The sequence below is a fragment of the Streptomyces olindensis genome (assembly GCF_040645895.1).
GTDB classification, from domain to species: Bacteria; Actinomycetota; Actinomycetes; order Streptomycetales; family Streptomycetaceae; genus Streptomyces; species Streptomyces olindensis.
Genome location: NZ_JBEYZD010000002.1, coordinates 190,001 through 207,487, shown reverse-complemented (window position 1 = coordinate 207,487; position 17,487 = coordinate 190,001). Strand labels below are relative to the sequence as shown.

General features: G+C 72.6%; 11 protein-coding genes. 8 read left to right on the top strand and 3 right to left on the bottom strand.

The features are described from left to right. Positions 1 to 60 precede the first annotated feature (60 nt). Entirely contained in the window at positions 61 to 390 is a 330-nt protein-coding gene (locus ABZ948_RS02015) for a WhiB family transcriptional regulator (protein ID WP_031119978.1), read from the bottom strand. Positions 391 to 770: 380 nt separating this feature from the next. Here ABZ948_RS02015 and ABZ948_RS02010 point away from each other — a divergent pair, with 380 nt between their 5' ends. From ABZ948_RS02010 to ABZ948_RS01995, 4 genes are all read left to right on the top strand, one after another. Then, positions 771 to 1,382: a response regulator transcription factor gene (locus tag ABZ948_RS02010; protein ID WP_003948568.1), complete on the top strand. Its 612-nt coding sequence runs from the start codon at positions 771 to 773 to the stop codon at positions 1,380 to 1,382. Positions 1,383 to 1,965: 583 nt separating this feature from the next. Continuing rightward, positions 1,966 to 2,553 (top strand): sigma-70 family RNA polymerase sigma factor, encoded by a 588-nt coding sequence (locus ABZ948_RS02005; protein WP_010036508.1) that lies wholly within the window; start codon positions 1,966 to 1,968, stop codon positions 2,551 to 2,553. A gap of 139 nt (positions 2,554 to 2,692) precedes the next feature. Beyond that, the gene (guaB, locus tag ABZ948_RS02000; RefSeq protein ID WP_359756360.1) at positions 2,693 to 4,195 is read left to right on the top strand and encodes an IMP dehydrogenase; all 1,503 of its coding nucleotides are present in this window, start codon (positions 2,693 to 2,695) and stop codon (positions 4,193 to 4,195) included. 116 nt (positions 4,196 to 4,311) lie between these two features. Next, positions 4,312 to 5,436: a GuaB3 family IMP dehydrogenase-related protein gene (locus ABZ948_RS01995; protein WP_037766974.1), complete on the top strand. Its 1,125-nt coding sequence runs from the start codon at positions 4,312 to 4,314 to the stop codon at positions 5,434 to 5,436. 648 nt (positions 5,437 to 6,084) lie between these two features. Here ABZ948_RS01995 and ABZ948_RS01990 read toward each other — a convergent pair. Continuing rightward, complete coding sequence (locus ABZ948_RS01990; protein ID WP_359756358.1) at positions 6,085 to 7,293, bottom strand: nucleotide sugar dehydrogenase; 1,209 nt, start codon at positions 7,291 to 7,293, stop codon at positions 6,085 to 6,087. A 273-nt stretch (positions 7,294 to 7,566) separates the two neighbouring features. Between ABZ948_RS01990 and ABZ948_RS01985 the strand changes: the two genes are divergently transcribed. Beyond that, positions 7,567 to 9,273 (top strand): glycerol-3-phosphate dehydrogenase/oxidase, encoded by a 1,707-nt coding sequence (locus ABZ948_RS01985; protein ID WP_359756356.1) that lies wholly within the window; start codon positions 7,567 to 7,569, stop codon positions 9,271 to 9,273. A gap of 123 nt (positions 9,274 to 9,396) precedes the next feature. Here the strand turns inward: ABZ948_RS01985 and ABZ948_RS01980 are convergent, their stop codons facing one another. Continuing rightward, the gene (locus tag ABZ948_RS01980) at positions 9,397 to 10,440 is read right to left on the bottom strand and encodes a serine hydrolase domain-containing protein (protein ID WP_359756354.1); all 1,044 of its coding nucleotides are present in this window, start codon (positions 10,438 to 10,440) and stop codon (positions 9,397 to 9,399) included. Between the two features lie 170 nt (positions 10,441 to 10,610). Here ABZ948_RS01980 and ABZ948_RS01975 point away from each other — a divergent pair, with 170 nt between their 5' ends. The 3 genes from ABZ948_RS01975 to ABZ948_RS01965 all read left to right on the top strand — a co-directional run bounded on the left by ABZ948_RS01975 (position 10,611) and on the right by ABZ948_RS01965 (position 17,386). Continuing rightward, complete coding sequence (locus ABZ948_RS01975) at positions 10,611 to 12,710, top strand: serine/threonine-protein kinase (protein ID WP_359756353.1); 2,100 nt, start codon at positions 10,611 to 10,613, stop codon at positions 12,708 to 12,710. 153 nt (positions 12,711 to 12,863) lie between these two features. Beyond that, positions 12,864 to 15,482: a serine/threonine kinase C-terminal domain-containing protein gene (locus ABZ948_RS01970; protein WP_359756351.1), complete on the top strand. Its 2,619-nt coding sequence runs from the start codon at positions 12,864 to 12,866 to the stop codon at positions 15,480 to 15,482. Positions 15,483 to 15,649: 167 nt separating this feature from the next. Then, the gene (locus ABZ948_RS01965) at positions 15,650 to 17,386 is read left to right on the top strand and encodes a serine/threonine-protein kinase (protein WP_359756349.1); all 1,737 of its coding nucleotides are present in this window, start codon (positions 15,650 to 15,652) and stop codon (positions 17,384 to 17,386) included. The last annotated feature ends 101 nt before the right edge of the window (positions 17,387 to 17,487 follow it).

The window sequence follows — 17,487 nt, the reverse complement described above, 5'->3', positions numbered from 1 at the left end:
GAGAACCACACGCCAAAAACCAAGGGCACGCGTGCGCGTGCCTCTCGCAGAAACGTTCCTTCAGTTGTTCGAGGCGGCGTGCCCGCCGGATGTCGACGCCGACACCAGCCGGTTGCGTGCCCGCCCCATCAGCTCTTCGCGCTCGTCCTCGGTCAGTCCGCCCCACACGCCGTACGGCTCACGCACCGCCAGCGCGTGGGCAGCGCACTCGGCACGCACCGGGCACCTCATGCAGACCTCTTTGGCCGAGTTCTCGCGAGCACTCCGCGCCGCACCGCGCTCGCCCTCCGGATGGAAGAAGAGCGAGCTGTCCACCCCGCGACAGGCAGCCAGCAGCTGCCAGTCCCACAGGTCCGCGTTCGGTCCGGGAAGGCGGGAGAAATCTGCCATTACGTGACCCCTTGTAGCCGTTCTTGGCGGATCCGGTGTCCATGACCGTACAACTACGATCTAAGGAGATGAAAATATGACTCATTGCGAATCTAGCTCCAGACACTGCCAAAGCGGAAGAAATGGGTCTGAATGGGGCATAGGTTGTGATGAAAGTTCGAGGGTCTGTTGCGCATGTCTGCACCGTGTCCGCCCCCTCACGTAGAGTGCCGAAGATGGCAGCCGCCCCCGTAACTCTTTCGAGTGACCGTCGTTGAGAGTGCGAGGCGGTTGAAGGAACAAGCGCTCGGGCGGGCGTCCGAGACGGTCGACCGCACAGGTGACGATTTCGTACCAGCCTGGAGGCTCAAGGTGACGCGCATCAGCTGCGGAGGGCGGCCATGACTTCCGTCCTCGTCTGCGACGACTCCCCGCTTGCCCGAGAGGCGCTCCGCCGCGCGGTCGCGACCGTGCCCGGTGTCGAGCGCGTGACGACGGCGGCCAACGGCGAGGAAGTCCTCCGCCGCTGGGGGGCCGACCGCTCGGACCTGATTCTGATGGACGTACGCATGCCCGGACTGGGCGGCGTCGAGACGGTCCGGCGGCTGCTGTCCGCCGACCCCGGTGCGCGCATCATCATGCTCACCGTCGCCGAGGATCTGGACGGTGTGGCGCTCGCCGTCGCCGCCGGTGCCCGCGGCTACCTGCACAAGGACGCCTCCCGCGCGGAGCTCCGCGCGACGGTGACGCAGGCCCTGGCCGACCCGACCTGGCGGCTCGCCCCGCGCCGGCTGCGCTCGGCCGAGATGGGCGCCGCGCCCACGCTCACGGCGCGTGAGATCCAGGTCCTCGAAGGCATGAGTCACGGCCGTTCGAACGCGGAGATCGGCCGCGAGCTGTTCCTCTCCGAGGACACCGTCAAGACGCACGCCCGGCGCCTGTTCAAGAAGCTCGGCGCCTCGGACCGGGCCCACGCCGTGGCGCTCGGCTTCCGGTGGGGTCTGGTGCGCTAGGGCCTGTCGTTCGGATCGGGCCGGCTTTGACGCGCGGCATCCGGCGTGGGCCGGAGAGCGGGGGCACGCGGATGCCCCCGCGCGAGCCGTACGCGCGCGTGCGGAAGCCGGCGGCCGACGACACCGCCGGTGGGGTCCCGTCCCCGCCCGGGCGAGGTCGAGAGCTCGGGAGGGTGCGGCTGACGACCCACGCCCCCGGGATGATCCGAACGGCAGGTCCTGGGGCGCGCCCGCGACGTCGCGCCTGCCCCGCGACGCCTGCCCCGCCCTCTCGCCCAGCCCTTCGGGTGGCCGACGCGACATCGCGGACGCCTCCCAGGGGCGACCGCGCAGGTCGTGGCGGTCCCGGTGAGGGCACGGAACGCCAGGTGGGCGGGGTCGGACCGGGAGTCCGCCGGGTGCCCGCTGCTCGTTTCGCCGCGGATGCCGCATCCTTGAGGGTGTGGAGTTCCTCGGGGACGAGTCGGTCGAGCGGAAGGGGAGGGCGCAGGGGATGAGTTCCGGCGCACCTGCTCATAACGCTTCGGTGCACAACAACGGGCGCGGTGCCACGGACCCGGCGGCCGCAAGGCACCATGGACCGATGCGCGACGACGAGGCGGTCAATGCCCAAGGGGCGATCGGCGCGCTCGTCCACCGCGCCGTCGACGGGGACGAGCAGGCCACGCATGATCTGCTCGCCCATGTCCACCCCCTTGCGCTGCGCTACTGCCGCACCCGCCTGTCCCGCCTCCCGGGCGACGCCCGGCACTTCGTGGAGGACCTCGCCCAGGAGGTCTGCGTGGCGGTGCTCCTCGCACTGCCCCGCTACCGGGACACCGGGCGCCCCTTCGAGGCATTCGTCTTCGCCATCGCCGCCCACAAGGTCGCCGACCTGCAGCGCGCGGCGATGCGTCACCCCGGCTCGACGGCCGTCCCGTCCGACGAGATGCCCGAGCGGCCGGACGACTCCCTCGGCCCGGAGGAGCGCGCCCTGCTCAGCAGCGACGCGGAGTGGGCCAAGAAACTCCTGGCCAACCTGCCCGAGAACCAGCGGGAGCTGCTGCTGCTGCGGATCGCGGTGGGGCTCACGGCCGAGGAGACGGGCCAGATGTTGGGAATGTCACCCGGCGCGGTCCGGGTGGCGCAGCACAGGGCACTGAGCCGGCTGCGGGCGTTGGCCGAGCAGTAGCCCCTTCATTGAACAGGCGGTGCGCCGCTTCCGTAGGAACATACGAAGCCCGGTGCGGGCCGGAACCGTGGAATGAGACAGCCGTCCTTCCCGTTAGCATGGACATCCGCACCGATCAAGGCCATTTGGGGAAGGTGTCATGACTGCCAACGTCGACGGAGTGCCCGGTAAATTCGCGACACTCGGGCTGACCTACGACGACGTGCTGCTGCTGCCGGGCGCATCCGAGGTGCTGCCGGGCGCGGTCGACACCTCGTCCCGCATCTCCCGCAACGTCCGGGTGAACATCCCCCTGCTGTCCGCCGCCATGGACAAGGTCACCGAGTCGCGCATGGCGATCGCGATGGCCCGGCTGGGCGGCGTCGGCGTCCTGCACCGCAACCTGTCCGTGGAGGACCAGGTCAACCAGGTCGACCTGGTGAAGCGGTCCGAGTCCGGCATGGTCACCGACCCCATCACGGTGCACCCGGAGGCCACGCTCGCCGAGGCGGACGCCCTGTGCGCCAAGTTCCGCATCAGCGGTGTCCCGGTCACCGACCCGGCCGGCAAGCTGCTCGGCATCGTCACCAACCGCGACATGGCCTTCGAGACGGACCGCTCCCGTCAGGTGCGCGAGGTCATGACCCCGATGCCGCTGGTCACCGGCAAGGTCGGCATCTCCGGCGTCGAGGCCATGGAGCTGCTGCGCAAGCACAAGATCGAGAAGCTGCCGCTGGTCGACGACGCGGGCGTCCTCAAGGGCCTCATCACCGTCAAGGACTTCGTCAAGGCGGAGAAGTACCCGAACGCCGCCAAGGACGCCGAGGGCCGGCTGCTCGTCGGTGCCGCGGTGGGCGCCAGCCCCGAGGCCATGGAGCGCGCCCAGGCCCTCGCCGCGGCCGGGGTGGACTTCCTGGTCGTCGACACCTCCCACGGCCACAACAGCAACGCCCTCAGCTGGATGTCGAAGATCAAGTCGAGCGTGAACGTCGACGTGATCGGCGGCAACGTCGCCACGCGCGACGGCGCGCAGGCCCTCATCGACGCCGGTGTCGACGGCATCAAGGTGGGCGTGGGCCCCGGCTCGATCTGCACGACCCGCGTGGTCGCCGGCATCGGCGTCCCCCAGGTCACCGCCATCTACGAGGCGTCCCTCGCCGCCCGTCCGGCGGGCATCCCGCTGATCGGCGACGGCGGCCTGCAGTACTCCGGCGACATCGGCAAGGCGCTCGCCGCCGGCGCCGACACGGTCATGCTGGGCAGCCTGCTCGCGGGCTGTGAGGAGTCGCCGGGCGAGCTGCTCTTCATCAACGGCAAGCAGTTCAAGTCGTACCGCGGCATGGGCTCGCTCGGTGCCATGCAGTCCCGCGGCCAGGGCCGGTCGTATTCGAAGGACCGCTACTTCCAGGCGGAGGTCGCCTCCGACGACAAGCTCGTGCCCGAGGGCGTCGAGGGCCAGGTGCCCTACCGCGGCCCGCTGGCCAACGTGCTGCACCAGCTCGTCGGCGGTCTGCGCCAGACCATGGGCTACGTGGGCGCCGCCACCATTGAGGAGATGGAGTCCAAGGGCCGCTTCGTCCGGATCACCTCCGCGGGCCTCAAGGAGAGCCACCCGCACGACATCCAGATGACGGTCGAGGCGCCGAACTACAGCACCAAGTGACACGCACGCGGGCGTGATGCGTACCGAGGGCGGTCCCGGAGCATCCGGGGCCGCCCTCGTCGTACCCGTCGGCGATACTGGAAGACGCTGAAACGCATCAGGGAAAGGCCACAGACGTGACTGAGATCGAGATCGGGCGCGGCAAGCGCGGCCGCCGGGCGTACGCCTTCGACGACATCGCCGTCGTCCCCAGCCGCCGTACCCGGGACCCGAAGGAGGTCTCGATCGCCTGGCAGATCGACGCCTACCGCTTCGAGCTGCCGTTCCTGGCCGCCCCCATGGACTCGGTCGTCTCCCCGGCCACCGCCATCCGCATCGGCGAGCTCGGCGGCCTCGGCGTGCTGAACCTCGAGGGCCTGTGGACGCGGTACGAGGACCCGCAGCCGCTGCTCGACGAGATCACCGAGCTGCCCGCCGAGGCGGCGACCCGGCGCCTGCAGGAGATCTACGCGGCCCCCATCAAGGAGGAGCTGATCGGGCAGCGCATCAAGGAGGTGCGCGACTCCGGCGTCGTCACCGCCGCCGCGCTCTCCCCGCAGCGCACCGCCCAGTTCTCCAAGGCGGTCGTGGACGCGGGCGTGGACATCTTCGTCATCCGCGGTACGACGGTCTCCGCGGAGCACGTCTCCGGCTCGCACGAGCCGCTGAACCTGAAGCAGTTCATCTACGAACTGGACGTCCCGGTGATCGTCGGCGGCTGCGCCACGTACACCGCGGCCCTGCACCTGATGCGCACCGGCGCGGCCGGCGTGCTGGTCGGCTTCGGCGGCGGCGCCGCGCACACCACGCGCAATGTGCTCGGCATCCAGGTCCCCATGGCGACGGCGGTCGCCGACGTGGCCGCGGCGCGCCGCGACTACATGGACGAGTCGGGCGGCCGGTACGTGCACGTGATCGCGGACGGCGGGGTCGGCTGGTCCGGCGACCTGCCGAAGGCGATCGCCTGCGGCGCGGACGCGGTGATGATGGGCTCCCCGCTGGCCCGTGCGACGGACGGCCCGGGCAAGGGCCACCACTGGGGCATGGAGGCCGTGAACGAGGAGCTGCCCCGCGGCAAGAAGGTCGCCCTCGGCACGGTCGGCACGCTGGAGGAGATCCTCACGGGCCCGTCCCACACGCCCGACGGTTCGATGAACCTCTTCGGCGCGCTCCGGCGGGCGATGGCCACGACCGGCTACAGCGAGCTCAAGGAGTTCCAGCGGGTCGAGGTGACGGTGGCGGACTCCCAGCACCGGCGGTAATCGGTCCGACGCTGAGAGGGCCTGGTCACTCGGGGGAGCGGCTGGGCCCTTTTGCATGCCCAACTGCCTTGGGTGGGGCGCGTGTTGCCGAAGGGGGGCGCACGGGTGCCTTCGGGCCGTTCGGCCCCGTGGAGGGCGGTTTCGAGGCGCTAGTGTCCGTGATCGGCGCCCAGGTTCTTCTGGGTGCCCCCTTCCAAGGACACGGTTCCGGACCCCGGCCCCTCGGGGCCCGGCCCGATTCCGACGTGCCGTCTACCGGGTCAATGGGCGGCGTCGTGGAAGGGGGCGCCCATGGGACGCCACCGCAAGCCCACCCGCTGGGACCGACTCCGTCTTCGGATGGTGCAGTGCCGGAGGAGGTGGATCTTGCGGATTTTCGGATGGTGAGCGGCCGCCCCCAAGGAACCTAGGGGCGGACACTCCGTGATCCATCCTGGAGCCTGCCGCAGAGGCCACTGCGGTGGGCTCCACCTTGCTTCGGATGGTGACCGGCCGCCCCCAAGAGGACTAGGGGCGGACACTCCGTGATCCATCCAGGAGCCTGCCGCAGTAGCCCCTGCGGTGGGCTCCACCTGTTTCCGTAAGGTACCCGCGCTGTGCGCCGCATGCCACCAGCCCCCGGGGTTCACGCACCTCACGCGCCCCCCTTCACAACCGATGCGCCGCCCCCATGGGCGCCGCACCCCGCGTGTCCAGCAGCAGCTGGGCCTTCACCGACAGGCCCTGGAGGTCGTACGTGCGGTGCTGCTGGAGCAGGATGGTCAGGTCCGCGTCGGCGGCGGCCTCGTAGAGGGAGTCCGCGCGGGGGACAGGGCGGTCGAGGACGCTCCAGGCGGGGACGTGGGGGTCGTGGTAGCTGACCGAGGCACCCAGCTCCATCAGGCGCAGGGCGATCTCCTGGGCCGGGGTGCCCTCCAGGTCGGCGAGGTCGGGCTTGTAGGTGACGCCGAGGAGCAGCACGCGCGCGCCCCGGGCCGACTTGCCGTGTTCGTTCAGGAGCGTGGCCGCGCGCTGGACGACGTAGCCGGGCATGCGGCTGTTGACCTGTTGGGCCAGCTCCACCATGCGCAGACCGCGGCCGCCGTGCGCGGTCAGGTCCTGTGGGGCCGAGTGGCCGCCCACGCCGGGGCCGGGGCGGAAGGCCTGGAAGCCGAACGGCTTGGTCTCCGCGCAGCGGATGACGTCCCACAGGTCGACGCCCAGGTCGTGGCAGAGGACCGCCATCTCGTTGACGAGGGCGATGTTCACATGCCGGTAGTTGGTCTCCAGGAGCTGCACGGTCTCCGCTTCCCTGGGTCCACGCGCGCGTACCACCTTGTCGGTCAGCCTGCCGTAGAACGCGGCGGCCGACTCCGTGCAGGCCGGGGTGAGGCCGCCGATGACCTTCGGGGTGGTGGCGGGCGTGACGTCGCGGTTGCCGGGATCGACGCGGCTGGGGGAGTACGCGAGGTGGAAGTCACGGCCCGCGCGCAGGCCGGAACCCTCCTCGAGCAGCGGACGGAGGAATTCCTCCGTCGTCCCCGGGTACACAGGGGACTCAAGGATCACGGTGGTGTGCGGACGCAGGTGCCCGGCCAGGGTCCGGGCGGCGGCCTCCAGGCGGCTCAGGTCCAGGTCGCCGTCCGCACCCGGCGGGGTCGGCGCGCAGATGACCGCCGTGCGCACCCGGCCCAGCTCGGCCGGGACGGTGGTCGGCCGGAAGCCCCCCGAGAGCATCCGGCGCAGTTCGGCGGGGCTGAGCGAGCCGGCCTCGGGGCCGGTCCGGTACCCCAGGGTGGGGATGCCGGCGGCGACGGCGGCCTGGGCCAGGGGCAGGCCGTACGGGCCGAGTCCGATGACGGCGAGATCTGCGGGCATGGCGTGGCCGTCCTTCCCGATAGCCGAAGTGGGACAGGTGCGCAAGCCCTGTGGACAGGACGGGCGAGCGCAATGTCAGACTAGGAGTAAATATGACCGATATGCGGGATTGGCTGGCCGAGTTTCGGTGAGTGTTCCGTGACCGTTGTCCACAGGCTGAGGGCCCGTGGTGGCTGAAGTCGGGCAACCCGGTCAGAATTTGGGCATGGGGGGAGACGGACGGGGCTGTGCCCGAAGGGTGCGGCCGGCACGACCGATGAGCGGGAGGCAGCGGTGAGGACAGCGACACTCGGGCCGGCGCAGCGCGCCGAGTCACTCGCATCGATGGCCGAGCGCGAGCTGGACGTGCTGGTCGTGGGTGCAGGCGTGGTCGGTGCGGGCACCGCGCTCGACGCCGTGACCAGGGGCCTGTCCACAGGCCTGGTCGAGGCGCGGGACTGGGCGTCCGGCACCTCCAGCCGGTCCAGCAAGCTCATCCACGGCGGCCTGCGCTATCTGGAGATGCTCGACTTCGCGCTCGTCCGCGAGGCCCTGAAGGAGCGCGGCCTGCTGCTGGAGCGGCTCGCCCCGCACCTGGTGAAGCCGGTGCCGTTCCTGTACCCGTTGCAGCACAAGGGCTGGGAGCGGCTGTACGCCGGGTCGGGCGTGGCGATGTACGACGCCATGTCCATGGCGCGCGGGCACGGCCGGGGCCTGCCGATGCACCGCCACCTGACGCGCAATCACGCCCTGCGGGTCGCGCCCTGCTTGAAGAAGGACGCGCTGGTCGGGGCGTTGCAGTACTACGACGCCCAGATGGACGACGCCCGGTACGTGGCGACGCTGGTGCGCACGGCGGTGGCGTACGGCGCGAGGGCCGCCAACCGCGCGCGGGTCACGGGCTTCCTGCGCGAGGGCGAGCGGGTCGTCGGCGCCAGGGTGCAGGACGTCGAAGGCGGCGGCGAGTACGAGATCCGCGCCAAGCAGGTCGTCAACGCCACCGGCGTGTGGACGGACGACACGCAGGCCATGGTCGGGGAGCGCGGCCAGTTCCACGTCCGGGCGTCCAAGGGCATCCACCTGGTCGTGCCGCGCGACCGGATCCACTCCACGACCGGGCTGATCCTGCGCACGGAGAAGTCCGTGCTGTTCGTCATCCCCTGGGGCCGGCACTGGATCGTCGGCACCACGGACACCGACTGGGACCTGGACAAGGCCCATCCGGCCGCCTCCAGCGCGGACATCGACTATCTGCTGGAGCATGTGAACTCGGTCCTCGCGGTGCCGCTCACCAGGGACGACGTCCAGGGCGTGTACGCGGGCCTGCGGCCTCTGCTCGCGGGCGAGTCGGACGCCACCAGCAAGCTGTCGCGCGAGCACACCGTCGCCCATCCGGTACCCGGGCTGGTCGTCGTGGCGGGCGGCAAGTACACGACGTACCGGGTCATGGCCAAGGACGCGGTGGACGCGGCGGTGCACGGGCTCGACATGCGCGTCGCCGAGTGCGTCACCGAGGACGTGCCGCTGCTCGGCGCCGAGGGCTACCGGGCGCTGTGGAACGCGCGGGCCCGGATCGCCGCCCGGACCGGACTGCACGTGGTGCGCGTGGAGCACCTGCTCAACCGGTACGGGGCGATGGCCGAGGAACTCCTCGACCTCATCGCCGAGGACCCGACGCTGGGCGAGCCGCTGCCGGCGGCCGACGACTATCTGCGCGCCGAGATCGTCTACGCGGCCTCGCACGAGGGGGCGCGGCATCTGGACGACGTGCTGACCCGGCGGACGCGCATCTCGATCGAGACCTTCGACCGCGGCACGCGCAGCGCGCGTGACGCCGCCGAGCTGATGGCGCCGGTGCTCGGCTGGGACAAGGACCAGATCGAGCGCGAGGTCCAGCACTACGAGAAGCGGGTGGAGGCCGAGCGGGAGTCGCAGCGGCAGCCGGACGACCTGACGGCGGACGCGGCGCGGCTGGGGGCGCCGGACATCGTGCCCTTGTAGGCGGCTGCGGGGCCCGCCCTGTCGGCTCGTTCCCTGCACGATCGTCAGCGGCTCCGACGCGGCCTCGCTGCGTCACTCGAACGGGTGTAGGGAAGCGGGATCTTCGTTCGGGACCCGGTCGTTCTACGAGGTGCGGGGGCAGAACTCGGCCGCGAGCAACGCGGGTTCGAGGCCGGGATCCGCGATCGCGTCCGTGTTCACGCGGAAGGTGAGGACACGCCGGCCGTCGGCACTGGCGACGGTGCGCACATAGCTGCCGGATATGTGCCCGTTGTGCCCCCACACGGTGGTTCCGCACGGAAGCTTCTCGGGGAACAGCCCCATGCCGTACGCGCCGTGTGCGGCACGGGTGTCGAGCATCTCGCGCAGCCAGCGCGGGGGCAGCAGCCGTCCACCGAGCAGGGCCCCGTAGAAGGTGTCCAGATCGGCGAGCGTGGTCACCAACTCGCCCGCGGCTCCGGCCACCCGCGGGTCGAGAGAGGTGACGTCGGTTCCGTCGGCGGCATAGGCGTGGCCGTGCGGAGTGGGCAGCGTGGAGCGGGAGCCGGGGAAGGAGGTGCCTGTCAGGCCCAGTGGAGCGATGATGCGGCGTTCGGCCTCGGCGGCGTACGGGTGGCCGGTGACCTGCTGGATGACCAGGCCGAGCAGGACGTAGTTGGTGTTCGAGTAGGAGAAGCGGCCGCGTGCGGCCGGAGGGTGGGTGAGTGCGATGCGCAGGGCCTGACGGGCGGTCACGGGCGTGGTGCCGTCGGTGGCCGCGGTGAAGTCGTAGAGGCCGCTGGTGTGGGTGAGCAGGGAACGCAGGGTCAGCGCGCGGCCGTCGTTGCCCGCTCCCCGGACCAGACCCGGCAGGTGCTGCTCCACGGTGTCGGACAGCGACAGCCGGTGCTCGGCGGCCAGTTGCAGCACGACCGTGGCGATGAACGTCTTGGTGATGCTGCCCGCGCGGAAGTGGTCCGACCGGGCGATTCCCGGCCCGGCGTGGGCATAGCGGGTGGTGGCTCCCTCCCGGGCGAGCAGGGCCGCGGCGGGGGCTCTGCCCTCGGTCACCAGCAGCGGCAGCACGGAGTCCGTGGGCGGTGCCGAGAGGGCCGAGGAGTCGGCCGGGGGCAGGCCGAGGAGGGCCAAGGCCGCAGGCAGGGCCAGCAGGGTCCGAAACGGCGGCATGCGGCTCCTCCCTGATCGGGGCCCATCATGCAAGGCGGCGCGCGGTGGGCCGCACCCGGGTTCCGGTCGGGCGGGCCGGTGGGTGTCCGCCAGGGGCCCCCTGGGCGCTGGGCACTTGTCGGGTGAGAGACAATGGAGGCTCTGTCAGGGCGGGTTGTATGAGGGGACGCATGTCGGAGGCGGAGCGGGCGGGCACATCTCGTCAGGACACTCGTCAGGACAACAGGGAGCGTCTCCTCGCGGGGCGTTACCGGCTGGGCAAGGTGCTCGGCCGCGGCGGCATGGGCACGGTCTGGCGGGCCGAGGACGAGACGCTGGGGCGGACGGTCGCCGTCAAGGAGCTGCGGTTCCCGTCGAACATCGACGAGGAGGAGAAGCGGCGGCTGATCACGCGGACGCTGCGCGAGGCCAAGGCGATCGCGCGGATCCGCAACAACAGCGCGGTGACCGTCTTCGACGTGGTCCAGGAGGACGACCGGCCCTGGATCGTGATGGAACTCGTCGAGGGCAAGTCCCTCGCCGAGGTCATCCGGGAGGACGGCCTCCTCGAGCCCAAGCGCGCCGCGGAGGTCGGGCTCGCCGTCCTGGACGTGCTGCGGTCCGCGCACCGCGAGGGCATCCTGCACCGCGACGTGAAGCCGTCGAACGTGCTGATCGCCGAGGACGGCCGGGTCGTGCTCACCGACTTCGGCATCGCCCAGGTCGAGGGTGACCCGTCCATCACCTCCACCGGCATGCTCGTCGGCGCGCCCTCCTACATCTCCCCGGAGCGGGCGCGCGGGCACAAGCCCGGCCCGGCGGCCGACCTGTGGTCCCTCGGCGGGTTGCTCTACGCGGCGGTGGAGGGCACGCCGCCGTACGACAAGGGGTCGGCCATAGCGACCCTCACGGCCGTGATGACCGAGCCGCTGGAGGAGCCGAAGAACGCGGGCCCGCTGAAGGACGTCATCCACGGGCTGCTCACCAAGGACCCGGCCAAGCGGCTCGACGACGCGGGTGCCCGGGCGTTGCTGAACGCGGTCATCCACGCGCCGGAGCCGTCCGAGGCGGAGCCGCTGGACGCGACGAAGGTCGTGCCGCTGCCGGCGCAGCCGGGCGGCCCGTCGGGCAGGAAGGGCTCGGCGGGTTCCGCGGGCAAGCGGGGCGAGGAGGCCGGGGAGCGGTTGCGCGGGGCGCTGCGTTCCGTGCGCAAGGCCGCGGCGGGAACGGCCGCCGCATCCGCCGGCTCCGAGGCCGCCGCGGGCTCCTCCGGCCCTGTCTCTTCGGGCTCGGGCTCGGGCTCGTCGGGCTCGGGCTCGTCGGGCTCATCGGGCTCATCGGGCTCGAAGGCCGGGGCGGCGCGGAGCGGGGCCGCGGGCGCGTCCGGGGCGCGGTCGGGTGCGGCGGCGGCCTCGAATGCCGCGGCCGGGGCCGGCGAGCGGGGCGTGCCGGGAGCGAAGACGCCGTCCGACGGCCGGAGTTCGGGGTGGCCCGTGATGACGCCGCCGGACCTGCCGCCCCGGCCCGCGCCCAGGGCGCCGCTCACCGACGTGGTGCCGCGGCGGACGCTGATGATCATCGCGGTGGTCGTGGTGCTCGCTGTGATCGGCACCGTCCTGGCCATAGCGCTCAGCGGGGACGACAACGGCTCGAAGGGCGCGGCAGGCGGGAGCGGCGGCAAGACCGTCGCCACCGCGTCCGGCAGCGCCGACACCAAGGGCGACGAGAAGGACGGCACGCGGACGGACGGTGCGGCGACCCAGCCCGCGCCCTCGGGGTCCGCCTCGAACAGCACGCCGAGCGGCTCGTCCGGTGCCGGCGCCGGTTCCGGTTCGGGCGGCTCCGGTGGCGGGGACACCTCGGAGGTGTCGACCCATCAGGGGAACCAGGGGTACTCGATCGGGCTGCCGAAGGGGTGGAAGTACAGCTCCACGGGTGCGGCCGGGGACCGGTTCACCGGGCCCGACGGGCAGAAGCTGCTCATCGCCTGGACGTCCACGCCCAAGGGCGACCCGGTGGCGGACTGGAAGAACCAGGAGCGCTACATGCAGCGCGCCCAGTACAAGAAGATCCGAATAGAGCAGGTGGACTACCGCGGCTGGAACACGGCCGACTGGGAGTTCACCTACGTCGAGAGCGGCACCCGGTACCGGACCATCGACCGCGGGTTCGTCGTCGACGACCGGCAGGGGTACGCCCTGATGTACACGGCGAAGGCGGCCGACTGGGACGGCGAGCTGCGCAAGGGGACGTGGCGGACGCTGACCAAGACCTTCGAACCCAAGTCCTGAGCATGAGCCGCCCCGGGTTTGGGGAGTGAGATCTGGCATCCCCACGATGCGGGTTGCCTGCGGCACGTATCGTAAATGTTTGCGGACCGTACGCAGCCGGAACGGACCGTGGGGCGAACGGATGTGACCGACCAGGCTGCCGGGGGAGGCAACGTGGACGACTATGCGGGCCGGGTGCTCGCCGACCGCTACCGCCTGCCGCTGCCGCCGTCCGACGAGTACGAACTCACCGAGACCCGCGCCTTCGACACCTACAGCGGACAGGAAGTCCTGGTCAGGCAGGTGCCGTTGCCCGAGGTGGTCGAGGCGGAGGTCCTCGATGCGGAAGGCCTGCCCGACGGCTTCACGGCACGGGACGGGGGTGCGCGGCGCCCCGGCGCGCGTCCGGGCACCCGGCGGCCCGCGGATCCGGTGGTGCGCCGCGCGGTCGAGGCCGCGCAGGCAGCGGCGGCCATCCCCGACCATCCCCGGCTCGACCAGGTCTTCGACGTGTTCGCCGAGGGCGGTTCGCTGTGGATCGTCAGTGAGCTGGTGGCCGCGCGGCCGCTGGCGGCGCTGCTCGCCGAGAAGCCGCTGACGCCGTACCGGGCGGCCGAGGTGGCCTCCGACGTGCTGATGGCGCTGCGGGTGCTGCACGCCCACGGCTGGGTGCACCGGAACATCACCGCGCGGACGGTGCTCGTCTGCGACGACGGGCGGGTGATGCTGACGGGGCTGGCCGTGGGAGCGGCGGAAGAGGCGCTGTGCGGGTACGACCCGGTGCCGCCTCCCCCCTTCGATGAGTCGGAGCAGGGGCCGGGTCCGGCCGGTGGCCCGGGAGGGTCCGGTGGTTCCGCCGGGCTGGTCGACGGCGTGGGCGGTCCGGCCGGCGGACGCTGCCCGGGCGGGGTCGGTGGCCCGGGCGGGGGCGGTGGCCCCGGTGTCGGCGGCCCCGGGATCGGCGGCCATGGTGGTCCGGTCGGTGCCGGCGGCTCCGGAGGGATCGGTGGCTCGGGGGATCCCGAGGCCGCGCGGCGGGCCGCCATAGAGGCGCGGGAGGCCAGGGGGCTGCCGGCGGCCGGAGCCGCCACCGGCGGAGGACCGGCCGTGCCGGCGCGCCGGAGCGTGGACGACAGCTCGGACCCGCGGGCCGCGCGCGCCGGGGCGATCGCCGCCTACCGGGCGGGTGCCCGGGCCGCCGCCCGCGTCCAGGAGGCGCAGCAGAACGGCCGGGCGGCGCTGCCCGGTGCCCGCCCCGCCCCGGACAACGGGCCCGCGCCGCACGGCAACGGCTCGGCGCAGTCGCCGTACATCCCCGGGCAGGGCACGGCACCCGAGTCGGCCCCGCCGGGGCGGATAGCCGACCCCTACGGCGTGGGCGGCAGCCCCCGTACGACCGCCTGGCACGGCGCCACACCCCGCGGCGGAACGGGCGGCGCGCCCCCGGCGCGGGACCAGGAGCAAGCGGCCCTCCCCCCGGCCTCGGACGACTCCGCGACCACCCGGTGGGACGACCTGGTCGCCCACACCCCCGCCCCCCGGCGCGGTCCGGCCACCGCCCTGGCCGCCGAGCGGGCCCGGCAGGCGCGGATGGCGGTCGTCGGGCCCGTGACCGAGCGCTGGGCGCCGGAGCAGGCCGGACCCGTCCACGAGAACTGGCAGCTGGCCGCGCCGATCGGCCCGGCGACCGACCTGTGGGCGCTCGGCGCGCTGCTCTTCAGGGCCGTGCAAGGGCACGCGCCCTACCCGGAGGAGTCGACGGCCGAGCTGGTGCAGATGGTGTGCGCGGAACCGCCCGCGTACGCCGAGGAGTGCGGGCCGCTCCGGCCGGTCGTGGAGTCGCTGCTGCGTCAGGACCCGACCGAGCGGCTCGACTTCGAGGAGCTGCGCGGCTGGCTGCGGTCGCTGGTGCGCTCGGCGCCAGAGCCGGAGGCCGGGGTGCACGTCGTCCCGGCCCCGCCCGCCGACGCCAGCCGGCTGCCCGTCGTACGCCGCCGGGGCGAGCTGGTGCGCCGGCGGCGGGCCGGACTGCCCGCGCACCACGGGCGGCACAAGCGAGCCAAGGAGTCCCGGTCGCCGCACCGCCTCGGCCGCACCCTGCTCCTGCTGGTGCTGCTCGCGATGGCCGCCGCGATCGCCTACGCCATGCTCTTCATGCCCAAGTCGGACGGCGGCGGCGCGGAGGGCGCGGACCGCACCGGTGCCGCCGGCGAGGTCAGTCGCGCGCCCGAGCCGGACGCCAGCAGCGAGCCGCGGCCCGACCAGACCTCGCCCGCGCCCGAGAAGAGCCCGTCCACGTCGGCGGGTTCCAGCGAGACCCAGACCACCGGCCCCGACGTCGCCGACGGCTTCACGCTGCGCAAGGACCCGGCGGGTTTCCAGGTCGCCGTCGCCAAGGGCTGGGACCGCGCCCCGCGCAACGGCAGCGGCCAGGTCGTCTACACGAAGGGCGACTTCGAGCTCATCGTCGTACCGGGCCGGGACAGCGCGTCGGAGTACGGCAGCGACCCCATGGCCTACCAGCGGGAGCGGGAGCGCGAGTTGCAGCCGTACCGCGACTCCAGCTGGGCCACCTCCACGGGCCTGAAGACGATCGAGGTGGGCGGCCGGACCATGGCCGAGGGGCAGTTCACCTGGACCGGTGAGGACGGGGGCGAGCTGTACGTGCGCAACCTCGCCATGCTGGTCGACGGCCGGTACCACGTGGTCCAGGTGCGCGGCCCGGAGGCCGAGCGGGACGAGGTGACGCGGCTGTACGAGCAGGCGGCGGCGACGTACCGGGCGACCAAATGAACGTCTGAGGCAGTCGGCGCGCGTCGGCGTTCACCTCACCGTTCACTCCTGTCCCGTACGGCGACAACCGTCACAGTGCGGTCACCGTGGTACCCCGCTTGTTCCCTGGGGAAGGGCAGGTCCTTACGCTGACCCTGTCAAGACCATTGCGGGGCAACGTGAATCAGATGCAGGGCCTGCTCGTCGCGGGCCGCTACCGGCTGGCCGACTCCATCGGCAGTGGCGGCATGGGCCGGGTATGGCGTGCACATGATGAGGTGCTGCACCGGTCCGTGGCCATCAAGGAGTTGACGGCCGCCCTCTACGTCTCCGAGAGCGAGCAGGCGATCCTGCTGGCGCGGACCCGGGCGGAGGCCAGGGCGGCCGCGCGGATCAGCCACACCGCGGTCGTCACCGTGCACGACGTGCTGGAGCACGACGGCCGCCCGTGGATCGTGATGGAGCTGGTCGAGGGCCGCTCACTGGCCGACGCGGTCAAGGAGGAGGGGCGCGTCGAGCCGCGCGAGGCGGCGCGCATCGGTCTCTGGGTGCTGCGGGCCCTGCGTGCCGCGCACACCGCCGGCGTCCTGCACCGCGACGTCAAGCCGGGCAACGTCCTGCTCGGCCGCGACGGACGGGTCCTGCTCACCGACTTCGGCATCGCCCAGATCGAGGGCGACACGACCATCACCCGCACCGGAGAGGTCGTCGGCTCGGTCGACTACCTGGCCCCCGAACGCGTGCGCGGCCACGACCCGGGCCCGTCCTCCGACCTCTGGGCGCTCGGCGCCACGCTCTACACGGCGGTGGAGGGCCGGTCCCCGTTCCGCCGCACCACCCCGCTGACCACCATGCAGGCGGTGGTCGAGGAGGAGGCCGCCGAGCTCCAGCACGCCGGTCCGCTCGCGCCCGTCATCACCGCCCTGCTCCGCAAGGATCCCGCCACCCGGCCCGACCCGTCCGAGGCCGAGCGGATGCTCGCCGAGGCGGCGGAGGGACGACGGCCGAGCACGGCGCAGGCGTACGTCCCGACCCAGTACGGAAAGACGACACAGTACGGAGGGACGACGCAGTACGCAGGGACGTCGTCGTACCAGGAGGCCCACAGCGGCACCGGCCCGGCCGGCTCCCACTCGGCGTCCCACACCCGCACGCCGCTCCCGCCGCTGGCCGGCACCCCGGCCGCGGGGACACCGACGGCCGGGACGCCCACGGCCGGCACTCCGGCGGGCCACCCCACCCTGGCCGCCCCGACGGCGACCGGGCCGCAGCCCGCCGGTTCGGGACGCCGCCGCCGGCTGCGCACGCTCGCCCTCGTCGTGGCGCTCGCGGCGATCATCGGCGGGGGCACGGCCGTGGTGCTGCAGCAGTGGAACGAGGGCCGGCGGACAACGGGCGCCGAGTCCGGCTCGACCGTCGCCCCGCAGAGCACGGCACACCCCGGCGGATCGGTGCCCGACGGCTGGACCCGCCGCGACGACCCCGCCGGTTTCAGCCTCTACCTGCCCAAGGGCTGGAAGCGCCAGCCCTTCGGCCCGCAGGGCGAGCTCAAGCAGATCGACTACACGCCCGACGGCGGCCGGCACTTCGTCCGGATCGCCGTCGACACCTCCCCGGACTTCGGCGACCCGTACGCCCACCAGCTCGACCTGGAACAGCAGCTCAAGGATCTGGTCCACTACAAGCGCCTCACGCTGAAGCGCAGCATCTACCGGGACCGGGAGAGCGCCGTGTGGGAGTACACCTGGACCGCGCAGGCGAAGGACACGAAGTTCCCCGGGCCGCGCCGCGCCATCGAGGAGACGTACATCGCCCGCGACGGCACCGAGTACGCGCTCTACATGTCCGCGCCGGCCTCGGACTGGGCGAAGGCCCGCAAGCAGTTCACCTCGCTGCTGCAGGGCTGGCAGGAGAAGACCTCCTGACGCGGCCGGGTTCCTGACCCGGGGCCGTCTGTTTCGGCCACCCGCAGGTCGCCGCCCCGGAGTGGTCCCGTCCGGTGGGGCATGATGGCCGTATGGGGACC